At 71.8% G+C, this 12,790-nt stretch carries 10 protein-coding genes; 1 reads left to right on the top strand and 9 read right to left on the bottom strand.

From position 1 onward, the window contains the following. Positions 1 to 4: 4 nt before the first annotated feature. The 9 genes from NR792_RS25085 to ureA form a co-directional block, all read right to left on the bottom strand. Entirely contained in the window at positions 5 to 1,582 is a 1,578-nt protein-coding gene (locus NR792_RS25085; RefSeq protein ID WP_375755207.1) for a response regulator, read from the bottom strand. Between the two features lie 206 nt (positions 1,583 to 1,788). Further along, positions 1,789 to 2,157, bottom strand: a complete 369-nt coding sequence (locus NR792_RS25090; RefSeq protein ID WP_171419214.1) for a VOC family protein — start codon at positions 2,155 to 2,157, stop codon at positions 1,789 to 1,791. Between the two features lie 31 nt (positions 2,158 to 2,188). Further along, positions 2,189 to 2,962 carry a DUF6597 domain-containing transcriptional factor gene (locus NR792_RS25095; RefSeq protein ID WP_375755209.1) on the bottom strand — a complete coding sequence of 258 codons (774 nt, stop codon included), beginning with the start codon at positions 2,960 to 2,962 and terminating at the stop codon, positions 2,189 to 2,191. After that, positions 2,962 to 5,442 carry an ATP-binding protein gene (locus NR792_RS25100; protein ID WP_375755210.1) on the bottom strand — a complete coding sequence of 827 codons (2,481 nt, stop codon included), beginning with the start codon at positions 5,440 to 5,442 and terminating at the stop codon, positions 2,962 to 2,964. The genes NR792_RS25095 and NR792_RS25100 overlap by 1 nt, the downstream gene beginning before the upstream one ends. 71 nt (positions 5,443 to 5,513) lie before the next feature. Beyond that, complete coding sequence (locus NR792_RS25105; protein ID WP_375755211.1) at positions 5,514 to 7,994, bottom strand: ATP-binding protein; 2,481 nt, start codon at positions 7,992 to 7,994, stop codon at positions 5,514 to 5,516. Positions 7,995 to 8,068: 74 nt separating this feature from the next. Further along, a complete protein-coding gene (gene ureG / locus NR792_RS25110; protein WP_120526566.1) occupies positions 8,069 to 8,785 on the bottom strand; it encodes an urease accessory protein UreG in 717 nt (238 codons plus the stop codon). A 25-nt stretch (positions 8,786 to 8,810) separates the two neighbouring features. Further along, a complete protein-coding gene (locus tag NR792_RS25115) occupies positions 8,811 to 9,473 on the bottom strand; it encodes an urease accessory protein UreF (RefSeq protein ID WP_375755212.1) in 663 nt (220 codons plus the stop codon). Between the two features lie 12 nt (positions 9,474 to 9,485). Continuing rightward, positions 9,486 to 11,201, bottom strand: coding sequence for an urease subunit alpha (ureC, locus tag NR792_RS25120; RefSeq protein WP_375755213.1), 1,716 nt, complete (start codon positions 11,199 to 11,201; stop codon positions 9,486 to 9,488). Next, complete coding sequence (gene ureA, locus NR792_RS25125) at positions 11,198 to 11,992, bottom strand: urease subunit gamma (protein WP_375755214.1); 795 nt, start codon at positions 11,990 to 11,992, stop codon at positions 11,198 to 11,200. The genes ureC and ureA overlap by 4 nt, the downstream gene beginning before the upstream one ends. A 71-nt stretch (positions 11,993 to 12,063) precedes the next feature. Between ureA and NR792_RS25130 the strand changes: the two genes are divergently transcribed. After that, the gene (locus tag NR792_RS25130; RefSeq protein WP_375755215.1) at positions 12,064 to 12,789 is read left to right on the top strand and encodes a hypothetical protein; all 726 of its coding nucleotides are present in this window, start codon (positions 12,064 to 12,066) and stop codon (positions 12,787 to 12,789) included. Position 12,790: the final 1 nt, after the last annotated feature.

The raw sequence follows: 12,790 nt of genomic DNA on the forward strand, positions 1-12,790 counted from the left end.
AGCCCTACGCGCTCTTCGCCTGGAGCCGGCGGGGCGTGCCGCGCTTCACGGGGCCCAGCTGCGCGAGCACGCGGCCGATCTCCACCAGCTCCACCGGCTTGACCAGGTGCAGGTCGAAGCCCGCGTCCTCGCTGCGGGTCCGGTCCTCCGGTGCTCCGTAGCCCGTGAGCGCGATGAGGTGCGCGTCCGACTCCACGCGCCCTCGCAGCTCCTGCGCCACCTGATAGCCGTCCAGGCCCGGCAGGCCGATGTCCAGGATGATGACGTCGTAGGTGCCGGGGGTCGCCATGGCGAGCGCCTCCGGACCGTCCGCGGCCACCGCGACGGTGTGGCCCCACATCTGGAGCATCTCGCGCAGGCCCTCGCGCGCGTCGGGGTTGTCGTCGACCAGGAGGATGCGCCACTCGCCCCGGCGCGACTCGATGCGCTCCACGGTGGCCTCGGGCCTCGCGGCGTCCGTGAGCAGCGGCAGCGTGACGGTGAACGTGCTGCCCTGGCCCGGGCCCTCGCTGAAGACCTCCACCTGGCCGCCGTGCTCCTCCACCAGGTTGCGCACCAGCGTCAGGCCAATGCCCAGCCCGCCCCGGCTGCGCGCGAGCCCCGCGTCCAGCTGCGCGAAGAGCTCGAAGATGCGCTCCTGGTCCTCCTGCTTGAGGCCGATGCCCGTGTCCTGCACGGACACGCGCACGCGGGAGTCCTCGGACAGGTGGGCGCCCACGGTGACGATGCCGCCCTCGGGGGAGTACTTGGAGGCGTTGTCGAGCAGGTTGGTGAAGACCTGCTCCAGGCGCGTCCGGTCGCCGTCCACCCAGCAGGGTTCCGAGGAGAGGGCTTCGCGCAGGACGAGCCCGCGCTCCTCCATCACGGGCCGGGCGGCGGCGAGCGAGTGCTGCAGCACGGTGTTGAGGTCCAGCGGGCCACGGCGCAAGGCGTACTTGCCCCGGGTGATGCGGCTGACGTCGAGCAGGTCGTCCACGAGGTGGCGCAGGTGGCTCACCTGCCGCTCGATGATGTCGCGGCGGCGTGCGTCGGCTTCGGACAGGCCGTTCGAGTCCTTCTGCCCGAGCAGCTGCACCGCGACGGAGATGGCGGCCAGGGGGTTGCGCAGCTCGTGGGCGAGCATGGCGAGGAACTCGTTCTTCTTGCGGTCGGCCTCTTCCAGGCGGGCGGCGTTCGCCAGGGCCTCGCGCTCCACGCGCCGCAGGCGCAGGACGCTGTTGACGGTGGCGATGAGCTCTTCCGGGTCGAACGGCTGGGTGAGGTAGACGTCCGCGCCCGCGCGCAGGCCCGCGACCTTCTTCTCCGCGGTGATGAAGGTGGCGGAGGTGTGGATGATGGCGACCTCGCGGGTGCGCGGATCCTCCTTCAGGAGCCGGCACACGTCATAGCCGCTCATGTCGGGGAGCTTCACGTCGAGCACGACGACGTCCGGGGGCGCGTCGAACGCGATGCGCAGCGCTTCGCCGCCGGTGACCGCCTCCAGGATGCGGTAGCCCGCCTGGCGCAGCGAGAAGGAGCCCAGGTAGAGGCTCGCGGGCGTGTCGTTGACGTGGAGGACGGTGGCGGGGGCGGTAACGAGCACGGGCGACATTCCCAGGGAGGTTCCGGACCCGATTTCTACCGCGCGGCATGAACGCACGCGAACCGGGATCACCCCACCGGCCGCCACCATGCGCACCGCGCATCACGGCAGGACGGAGAGTGTTGGAACCGAGACAGCCCGCCCGGTGACCGGGCAGGGAGACAGCCTGATTGCCTTCCCCGCCCCGGCCCCCGTTCTTCAGCGCTTCAGGAAGGCTCGGTCCACACGGCCAGCTCGTTGCCGGTGGGGTCGGTGAAGTGGAAGCGCTTGCCTCCGGGGAAGGAGAACGTGTCCTTCACGATGCGCCCTCCGGCCTCGCGCACCTTCGCCAGCGTCGCGTCCAGGTCCTTTGAATAGAGCACCAGCAACGCGCCCCCCTTCGACACCTCGCGCTCCTTGTCGAACCCTCCGTTCAACCGCCCGTCCATGAAGCTCGTGTAGTCCGGGCCGTAGTCCTCGAACCTCCAGCCGAACACGGCGCCGTAGAAGCGCTTCGCCTCCGCGATGTCCTTCACGGGAAGCTCGATGTAGTCGATGCGGTGGTGCTGCTCGGCCTGCTGCGGTGCGGTGGACATGGCTGCCTCCTCAAGTGGGAACACCCCCACCTTACGCACCCGCCCCCTCCAGGGATTGGACGAATCCGACCTCCGCCTGCTCGCGCACGTACGCCCCCGGCGTCAGCCCCGTCAGCGCCCGGAATTCCCGCACCTGGTGCGCCTGGTCGTAGTACCCCGCCGCCAACGCCCACTCCGCCCCCTGCAGCCCCCGCGACAGCTCCACCGCGTGCTGCAACCTCGCGATGCGGCACAACACCTTCGGCGACAACCCCACCGCCGCGTGGAAGCGCCGCTCCACCTGCCGCGCCCCCACCCCCATCACCTCCTCCAGCGAACGCACCGGCACCTGCCCCCTCGCTCCCAGGATGAGGTCCACCGCGTGCCGCACCCCCGCGTCCCCCTCCCGCCCGGGCAGCCGGTCCAGCAACAGCCGCTCCAGCAGGGCGAAGCGCGCCGCCGTCCCCGCCACCTCGCCCAGCCGCTCGCGCCACTCGCGTGCCTCGCGCGGCCAGAGGTCCTCCAGCGCCACCGTCGCGTCCGTCAGCTCCAGCAGCGGCAGCCGCAGGAAGGGCTGCGCGCCCCCGGGCCGGAAGCGCACCGCGACGAAGACCGCACGCTCGGACAACGGCACCACCTCCGCCGCCCGCATCGCCCCCACCACGCGCACCCCCACCCCGTCCGTCAGGTCCACCAGGATGTCCAGACACCCGTCCGGCAACACCCGGTGCACGCCCACCGGCACCGCCCCCGACAGCTCCAGCGCCCAGTAGCACTGGACGTACGGCGCCAGGGCGGCGCACGGCTTGACCTCCACGTAGCGCATCAGGCCGCGTCCGCGACGGCGGCCCGGGGCAGCCACACCGTGAAGCACGTCCCCTGGCCCGGCCCGTCACTCTTCACGCCGATGCGACCGCCGTGGCGCTCCACGATTTCACGGCAGATGGCCAGGCCCAACCCCAGTCCCCCGGCGTAGTGCTCGGCCGCGTTGCGCGCGCGGAAGAAGGGCGTGAAGAGCTGCGGCACGCTCTCCTCCGGAATGCCGATGCCCCGGTCCTCCACCTCCACCCGCACCCCGTCCGCATCCTCGAGCACCCGCACGGCCACCGGCGTCCCCGGCGGCGAATAGCGCAGGGCGTTCTCCACCAGGTTCGTGAGGAGCTGATCCAACCGCTGCTCGTCCCACCGGCCCATCAGCGACTCGGCCGTGGCCTCCAGGGACAACAAGCCCTGCCGCTCCGGCCGCGTGGACTGGATGCGCTCCACCACCTCGCGCGCCAGCGCCACCAGGTCCATGGGCGCCACCGTCAGCGTGAAGCGCCCGGACTGCAACCGCGACACGTCCAGCATGTCGCCAATCAGCCGCGTCAGCCGGTCCACCTGCCGGTTCAGCCGGGCGATGGTGTCCCGCTGCCGCTCCGGATTCATCGCCGGGCCGGAGCCGAGCTGGCGGACGAGCAGGTCCAGCGTCGCCTTCAGCGGCGTCAGCGGCGTGCGCAGCTCGTGGCTCGCCATGGACAGGAACTGGTCCCGGATGGCGATGGCCTCGCGCAATTCCTTCTGCGTGCGGTCGATGCGCGCCGCCATCTCGTTGAAGCCCGACGCCAGCTGCGCGACCTCGTCGTCGCCCTCGGCCCGCACCCGCTGCTCCTGGGCGGGCGTGCCCAGCGCGGCGAAGCCGTCCCGGAGGCTCTCCAGCCGCTGCGCCACGTCCTGGCCCACCCACTGCGACAGCACCAGCGCGATGGCGCCCGCGAGCACCGCGATGACCACCACCCACCCACCCATGCGCGTCACCGGCGCGAACGCCTCGCGCAGGCGCGTCGTCACCACCACCGTCCAGGGCGTGCCCTCCACCCGCGAGTGCGCCACCAGCAGGCGACGCCCTGACGCATCGAGCGCCTCGCTCATCCCCTCCGGTGCCGCGAGCGTCTCCTCTCCCAGGAGCTCCAGCAGGGGCGCGCGGGTGAGCACGTCGCCGCGGTCCGTCTCGCGCAGCAGCGTCCCGTCGCGCCGGTCGAACAGCTCCACGTGGTAGCTGCGCGAGGCGAGCGTCGGCTGCAAGCCCAGCCGCTGCAACGACAGCCCTCCCACGAGGACGCCCCGCGTGCCGTTCCCCGCGTCCACCGGCACCGTGAACACGACGAAGGGCAGGCCCGCGCGGGTGAGGAAGGGGCGCGACAGGAGCACCTCGTCACCGCCCTTCAGCGCGTCCTGGAAGTAGTCCCGCTGCGCGAAGTTGCCGGCGATGCGGTTGAGCCGCACGGAGGGCACCAGCGTCTCCCCGGCGGAGTCCAGCAGCCACGCCGCGTCGAACAGCGCGACCTCGCTCTCCAGCAACTCCACCGTCTCCCGCATGCGCTGGCGGTCCCCGGCGCGCACCGCGGCGATGAAGCCCGCGTCCCGGCTCTGCGCGCGCAAGAGCGAGCGCGCCAGCGTGACCGTCTGCTCCAGCCACGCCGTCTCCGCGGTCACCGCCTGCCGCGCCTTGCCGCGCAGCTCCTCCTCCAGGGCCCGCTGCGCCAGGTACGACGTCACCGCGCCCACGCCCAGGATGGGCAGCACCGACGCCAGGGCCATGCCGCGGAACAACCGCCAGCGCACCCCGCTCAGCACCGGCACCTGGCGCATCCCCAGCAACACCCCGCAGGCCAGCGACAGCACGCCGTACACGCCCACGCCCGTCCACGAGCCGCGCGCGCCCAGCACGACCGTCATGTAGAGGAAGGCGGCGCTCTGCCCCCCCAGGGCCACCCGGCAATACCCCGGCAGCCGGCGCCACAGCCCCACCGACAGCAGGGCGCCCGTCAGCAGGAGGACCGCCCCCAGCGGCCGGACCCCTGCCCCGGCCCCGTGAAGGGAGAAGCGGTGGAAGCCCTCGGGGCTCAGGAGCATCAGCGTCCCGAAGCACAGCGACACGCTGGCGACGAGCACCGTCAGCAGCCCGCGCCCCTGGAAGCGGGCCGTGCGCTCCAGGAGGAGCGTGGCCGCGATGAGCGGATAGAAGAGGGCTCCTGTCCGGCTGAGGAACAGGATGTTGGCGGACCACCAGTAGAACGCCACCGCGCCCAGGAAGAGCGCGCGCCCCCCCCACCCCACGATGCCGGGCCAGGCGGGGTACAGCAGCGAGGCCAGCATCGTCGCCGAGCCCACCAGGAACAGGCTGCCGAGCGGGCGGACGTACGGGTAGATGAGCTGGAAGATGGCGGCCCCGAACTCGTAGGGCACGAACACCATGGTGGTGCCCACGACGAGCCCGAAGGCCGCCGCGAACCACTCCACCCGTGCGCGCTCGAGGATGCCCACGGGGGCAGAGTACACAACCCCGGCGGGAGCGTACGGTCCGGTTGTGGCCGCTGCGCTCGCCCTGTCGCGTATCAGGCCGCTTCCGCGACGGCCGCCCGGGGCAGCCACACCATGAAGCAGGTGCCCTGGCCCGGCCCGTCACTCTTCACGCCAATGCGGCCGCCGTGGCGCTCCACGATTTCACGGCAGATGGCCAGGCCCAATCCCAGTCCCCCGGCGTAGTGCTCGGCCGCGTTGCGCGCGCGGAAGAAGGGCGTGAAGAGCTGCGGCACGCTCTCCTCCGGAATGCCGATGCCCTGGTCCTCCACCTCCACCCGCACCCCGTCCGCATCCTCGAGCACCCGCACGACCACCCGCGTCCCTGGCGGCGAATAGCGCAGGGCGTTCTCCACCAGGTTCGTGATGAGCTGTTCCAGCCGCTGCTCGTCCCACCGGCCCACCAACGGCTCCTGGGGGAGCTCCAGCGACAGCTGCTCCGCGCGCTCCGGCCGCGTGACCTGGATGCGCTCCACCACCTCGCGCGCCAGCGCCACCAGGTCCATGGGCGCCACCGTCAGCGTGAAGCGCCCGGACTGCAACCGCGACACGTCCAGCATGTCGCCAATCAGCCGCGTCAGCCGGTCCACCTGCCGGTTCAGCCGGGCGATGGTGTCCCGTTGCCGCTCCGGGTTCATCGCCGGGCCGGAGCCGAGCTGGCGGACGAGCAGGTCCAGCGTCGCCTTCAGCGGCGTCAGCGGCGTGCGCAGCTCGTGGCTCGCCATGGACAGGAACTGGTCCCGGATGGCGATGGCCTCGCGCAGCTCCTTCTGCGTGCGGTCGATGCGCGCCGCCATCTCGTTGAAGCCCACGGTGAGCTGGGCAATCTCATCATCGCCCCGGGCCGGCACGCGCCGCTCCACCGACGGCGTGCCCAGCACGGCGAAGCCGTCCCGGAGGCTCTCCAGCCGCTGCGCCACGTCCTGGCCCACCCACTGCGACAGCAGCAGCGCGATGGCCCCCGCGAGCACCGCGAGGGCCACCACCCAGGCGCCCATGCGCGTCACCGGCGCGAACGCCTCGCGCAGCCCCGCCGTCACCACCACCGTCCAGGGCGTGCCCTCCACCTGCGCGTGCGCCACCACCATCCGGCGCCCCGTGTCGTCGAACGCCTCCAGGAGCCCCTCCGGCCGCGTCAGCGCCTGCGACCCCAGCAGGTCCAGCACCGGCGCCCGGGCCAGCACGCTCCCCCGCTCCGTCTCGCGCAGGAGGCTGCCATCGCGGCGGTCGAAGATCTCCACATGGTAGCCGTGCGAGGTGAGCGCCGGCTGCAGGCCCAGCCGCTTCAACGACAGCGCGCCCACCAGGAAGGCGCGCCGGCCCGAGCCCAGGTCCATGGGCACCGTGAACACGACGAAGGGCAGGTTCACGCGGGAGAGGAAGGGGCGCGACAGCAGCACCTGGGCACCGCCCTTCCGCGCGTCCTGGAAGTAGGTCCGGTACGCGAAGTTGCCGCTCACCCAGCTGAGCCGCACGGGGGTCATCAGCGTGTCGCCGGATTCATCCAGCAGCCAGGCCGCGTCGAACAGCCCGGACTGGCCCTCCAGCATCGCCAACCGCTCCTGCATGGCCTCGCGGTTCCCCGCGCGCACCTGGGCGACGAAGGCCGGCCCCTGGCTGTACACGCGCAACATCGAGCTCGCCATGGCGGCCGTCTGCGCCAGCCACGCGGTCTCCGCGGCCACCGCCTGCCGCGCCTTGTCGTGCAGCTCCGCCTCCAGCGCCTTCTGCGCGAGGTATGACGCCACCGCGCCCACGCCCACGATGGGCAGGACCGACGCCAGCGCCATGCCGCGGAACAGCCGCCAGCGCACGCCCACCAGCGCCGGCCACTGGCGCACCCCCGCCAGCAGCAAGCACACCAGCGTCAGCACGGCATACACGCCCATCCCCGACCACGAGCGCCGCGACGCCACCCCTGCCGTCATGTGCAGGAACAGGAGGCCCAGGCCCCCCAGGGCCACGCGGCAATGGAGCGGCTTGCGGCGCCACAGCCCCACCGCGAGCAGCGCCCCCATCAGGAAGAAGAGGACGCCCGCCCACCGCACGTAGGGCCCCATGGCCGCCAGGGCGAAGCGCCGGAAGTCCTGGGGCGCCCAGACCATCAGCGCCCCGAAGCACAGCGTCACGCTGGACAGGAACACCAGCAGCAGGCCCTGTCCCCGGCGCAGGGTGCGCCGCTCCATGACGAACAGGACCATCAGGAACAGATAGAGGAGGGTGCCGGTGAGGCTGACGGGCAGGACGCAGACCGCCCACCAGTAGACCGCGACCGCGGCCAGCACCAACGCGCGGCCCACCCGCCCCACGAAGGCGGGCCACGCCGGGGACATCAGCGCGACGAGCATCAATCCCGCGCCGACGAGGAACAGGCTCCCCAGCAGCCGGACGTGGGGATAGATGTATTGGAAGAGGACGGATCCGAACTCGTAGGGGACGAACACCATCGAGGTGCCCACCACGAGACCAATCGCCGCCGCGACCCACTCAACGCGTGCCCGCTCCAGGAGTTCCACGGCGCGCACCCTGGCACAACCCGCTTTGAAGCGTCGGGCGGGTGTCTCGGGTGAACGAACCGTTCGTCCAGTGCTTAGCGCCTGCGCCAGGCGTCCAGCAGGTGGCCCACCACCGCGTCCACACCGACATCCCGTGTGACCTGGGTGAAGACGAACGGCCCCTCGCCTCGCATCTTCCGGGCGTCGCGCTCCATCACGCCCAGGTCCGCCCCCACGTGCGGTGCGAGGTCCGTCTTGTTGATGATCAAAAGGTCCGACTGCGTAATACCCGGCCCGCCCTTTCGCGGCACCTTGTCCCCGCCGGCCACGTCGATGACATAGACGGTGTAGTCCGCGAGCTCACGGCTGTACTGCGCGGCCAGGTTGTCGCCGCCGCTCTCCACGATGAGCAGCTCCGGGTGCAGCTCCTCCATCAGCTGCTCCAGCGCGAGCAGGTTGTGGCTGATGTCCTCGCGGATGGCCGCGTGGGGGCAGCCGCCCGTCTCCACCGCCTTGATGCGCTCCGGGGACAGGGCCTGGTTGCGCACCAGGAACTCCGCGTCCTCCTTCGTGAAGATGTCGTTGGTCACCACGCCCAGGCGGTACTGCTCGCGCAGCTTCTTGCACAGCGCCAGCACCAGCGCCGTCTTGCCGCTGCCCACCGGTCCGCCAATGCCAATGGTGAAGGCGCGCTGGGAGTAGTCGCGCCGGTGGGGCTTGTCGCGCGCGTCGAAGTGGCCCGGGTGGTCCCAGTCCTCGTGGGTGTGCTCGTGCCCGTCCTGCCCATGGCCGCGGTGGTCGTCGTCGTGCATGTCGCGCTTCCTTTCGTGTCGGGTTTCAGGACAGGAACAGCCGGGAGTACAGCCGGTCGTGCGTGGCGCCCACCAGGTCCCAGAAGGGCGCGGGCTGTGCCAGGTCCTCCACGCCCGATGCCTGGCATTGCTCCAGGACGGCGTCCAGCAGCGGCGTGGCCGCGTGCTGCACCTGGTGGGACTCATGCGTGCCGATGACGCCCATGCGCACGCCCGCGGACAGCGCGCCCCGCAGGGTGAGCGACAGGAAGAGGCGCTGCGCGTCCTCCCGCTCCACCTCCAGCGCGCGCAGCACCGCGCCGAACACGGGCGCGTGGTGGAACTTCACGCCGGCCGCGCGGGCCGCCTCGCGCACCGGCCCCACCGCCTCCGGGAAGATGCGCGCGCAGGTGTCCAGGAAGGCCCGTCCTTGCGTGCGGCTGGCCCGGTTCGCGACGTGGTTGGTGAGGAACGCGTCCGCGCGCGCATCCAACGCCGGCAGGGCGCCGGGCTCGCGCCACGCCGCGCCCAAGAGCGGCAGGCCGCCCAGGCCCGCCTGCCACACCAGCGCCTCCACGAAGCGCCGCACGTCGGCCGCGCCGCGCACCTCGCCGGCCTGCACCGCGGCCTCCAGCCCGCCCGAGTGCGCGAAGCCCCCGGTGGGAAAGCCCGAGTCCGCCAGCTGCAACACCCTCCAGCCGGAAGCCATGGCGTGCCCCCTTCAGAACAGTGAGTAGCGCTGGGCCAGGGGCAGCCAGGTGGCGGGCTCGCAGCGCAGGAGCTCTCCGTCCGCGCGGACCTCGTAGGTCTCCGGGTCCACCGTGATGACGGGCAGCGCGTCGTTGAGGCGCATGTCCTTCTTGCCCAGCCTGCGGCAGCCCACCACCGCGGACAGCCGCTTGGTGAGCCCCAGCCCCTGCACGGTGCCTTCCTTGAGCGCGCGCCCGGACACGAAGGCGAGGCTCGTGGAGCCCCTCGCGCGCCCTCGCGCGCCGAACATGGGGCGCATGAGGTACGGCTGCGGCGTGGGGATGGACGCGTTCGCGTCCCCCATCTGGCCCCACGCGATGAGGCCGCCCTTGAGCACCAGCTCCGGCCTGGCGCCGAAGAAGGCGGGCCGCCACAGCACCAGGTCCGCGAGCTTGCCTGGCTCCACGGAGCCCACCTCGTGGGACAGCCCGTGGGCGATGGCCGGGTTGATGGTGTACTTCGCCACGTAGCGGCGGATGCGCAGGTTGTCGTTGTCGCCCTGCTCGCCGGGGAGCCGCCCGCGCTGCTCGCGCATCTTGTGCGCCGTCTGCCACGTGCGGGTGATGACCTCGCCCACGCGGCCCATGGCCTGGCTGTCGGAGGCCATCATGCTGATGGCGCCCAGGTCGTGGAGGATGTCCTCCGCGGCAATCGTTTCTCCGCGGATGCGGCTCTCCGCGAAGGCCACGTCCTCCGGAATCTCGCGGTCCAGGTGGTGACACACCATGAGCATGTCCAGGTGCTCGTCCAGCGTGTTCACCGTGTACGGCCGCGTGGGGTTGGTGGAGCTGGGCAGCACGTTGGGCGCGCCACACACGCGGATGATGTCCGGTGCGTGCCCGCCCCCCGCCCCTTCCGAGTGGTACGTGTGGATGGTGCGGCCCTTGAACGCGGCCAGCGAGTCATCCACGTAGCCGGACTCGTTGAGCGTGTCCGTGTGGATGGTGACCTGCACGTCCTCCGCGTCCGCCAGCGTGAGGCACGTGTCGATGGCGGCGGGCGTGGTGCCCCAGTCCTCGTGCAGCTTCAGGCCGATGGCGCCCGCGCGGACCTGGTCCAACAGGCCGTCCGGCAGGGACGTGTTGCCCTTGCCGGTGAGGCCGATGTTCAGCGGCAGCGTGTCCGTGGCCTCCAGCATGCGCGCCAGGTTCCACGCGCCCGGCGTGCAGGTGGTGGCGTTGGTGCCGGTGGCGGGGCCGGTGCCGCCGCCCACCCAGGTGGTGATGCCGCTGGCGATGGCCTCATCCGCCTGCTGCGGGCTGATGAAGTGGATGTGCGTGTCCAGGCCGCCCGCGGTGAGGAGGAGCCCTTCGCCGGCGATGACCTCCGTGATGACGCCCACCACCATGCCCGGCGTGACGCCCGCCATGACGTCCGGGTTGCCCGCCTTGCCGATGGCACGGATGCGCCCCGCCTTGATGCCCACGTCCGCCTTGAAGATGCCCGTCCAGTCCACCACGAGCGCGTTGGTGATGACGCAGTCGAGCGCGTCCGCGTCCCCCGCGCCCGCGCGCTGGCCCATGCCCTCGCGCAGCACCTTGCCGCCGCCGAACTTGCACTCGTCGCCATACACGGTGGCGTCGCGCTCCACCTGGAGCCACAGGCCGGTGTCGCCCAGCCGCACCCGGTCTCCGGTGGTGGGGCCGAACATGTCCGCGTAGTGGCGTCTGTCCATGGTGCGGCTCACGGGCGGCCCTCCCCTTCCTGCTCGTCGCGCTCGGCCTCGTGACCGAAGCCCTGCGCGCGCACGGCCGCGAGCAACTGCCCGCGTCCCGCGTCGGACACCCTGCCGCTGCCCAGCGCGTTGCCGCCGCGCACCACCTGTTCCCCCGCGATGGGGACCAGCGACACGGTCTTCACCTCGCCGGGCTCGAAGCGCACCGCGGTGCCCGCGGGGATGTCCAGCCGGTGGCCGTAGGCGCGACCCCGGTCGAACACCAGCGCGCGGTTCGTTTCCGCGAACGGGTAGTGGCTGCCCACCTGCACGGGCCGGTCGCCCCGGTGCGTGACGCGCAGGGTGATGGCCTTGCGGCCCGCGTTGAGCTCCAGCGCGCCTTCCGCCGCGCGCACGTGTCCGGGCGGCCCTTCCGGCGACGCGGCGGGCACGGTGAAGCGCTCCAGCGGCGGCACCGGCAGGAAGCTGCCGTAGAGGGCCAGCGACAGGTCCCCGTGCTCCGCCACCACCGGGTGGTGCACGGTGACGAGCTTGGTGCCGTCCGGGAAGGTGCCCTCCACCTGCACCTCCGCGAGCATCTCCGGCACGCCGTCCATCACCTGCGCGCGGCCCAGGAACCGGCGCCCCAGGTCCATCAGCTCCGCCACGCTGCGGCCGTCACGGATGTACTCCAGCAACTGCGTGGCGATGAGCGCCACCGCCTCCGGGTAGTTGAGGCGCAGGCCTCGCGCCAGCCGCTTCTGGGCGACGACGCCCGCCTGGTGCAGCACCAGCTTGTCCACGTCACGGGGGGACAGATGCATGGGTCCGACTCCCTCGGTTCTTCCGGGTGCGGGATGCGACGGCGGGCCAGACCCTAGCGCGATGCGTCAGCGTGGGCCAGGATGGGGGCCTCCTCGCGTTCAAGCCGTCCGGCAGTCCCCAGGCCTCCGAGTGGATCCGCACCGGCATCGAGGCGGGCGGTGACCCGCTGAAGGGCTCGCAGGCGTTCGGCAAGCTGACGGACAACCCCTTCGGGAAGCTCGTCGACAAGCAGCACGCCGAGCACCCGCGGAGCGACGCCCTGACGAAGCTCAACGGCGCGCACCTGGCCGGCATCGAGAAGCTCCAGGACGGCGTGGAGCAGCTCAAGGGCAAGAGCGCCCAGCGCAAGCAGCTCAACGAGCTGCTCACCAACCCCGGCCCGTCGCTGGAGCAGCGCCAGGGCTTGGAAGCGCAGCGCGGCCAGCAAAAGGACGACATCGCCCGGAAGCAGGAGGCCATCTCCGACCTGGTGGGCGACTGCCGCACGGGCCGTGGCGGCGGTCACCCGGGCGTGAAGGTGCAGGACTTCGAGCCCATCCCCCCCGACACCTTCGCGCAGAAGCTGTACGACGGCACGAAGGACAACGGCCACTACCGCATCGGCCTGCGCAAGTCGGGCGAGTCCGCGGAGGGCCACGTGCTCGGCCTGCACAAGACGGACGGCCCGAACCGCCAGCTGGACGCGAACACCGCCGAGTGGAAGACGAACAACCCCAAGGACGCGATCAACCTGACGGCGGCTCACATCGACCCGCTGTACAAGGACTACAGCACCTTCGACATCACCCGCTATTGAG

The sequence above is a fragment of the Corallococcus exercitus genome (assembly GCF_042231735.1).
GTDB lineage: Bacteria > Myxococcota > Myxococcia > Myxococcales > Myxococcaceae > Corallococcus > Corallococcus exercitus_B.

Excerpts from the sequence above, each read along its gene's own strand:
- ureA (WP_375755214.1), bottom strand. The coding sequence starts at position 11,992 with ATGCATCTGTCCCCCCGTGACGTGGACAAGCTGGTGCTGCACCAGGCG.
- ureG (WP_120526566.1), bottom strand. The coding sequence starts at position 8,785 with ATGCACGACGACGACCACCGCGGCCATGGGCAGGACGGGCACGAGCAC.
- NR792_RS25090 (WP_171419214.1), bottom strand. The coding sequence starts at position 2,157 with ATGTCCACCGCACCGCAGCAGGCCGAGCAGCACCACCGCATCGACTAC.
- NR792_RS25115 (WP_375755212.1), bottom strand. The coding sequence starts at position 9,473 with ATGGCTTCCGGCTGGAGGGTGTTGCAGCTGGCGGACTCGGGCTTTCCC.
- NR792_RS25095 (WP_375755209.1), bottom strand. The coding sequence starts at position 2,962 with ATGCGCTACGTGGAGGTCAAGCCGTGCGCCGCCCTGGCGCCGTACGTC.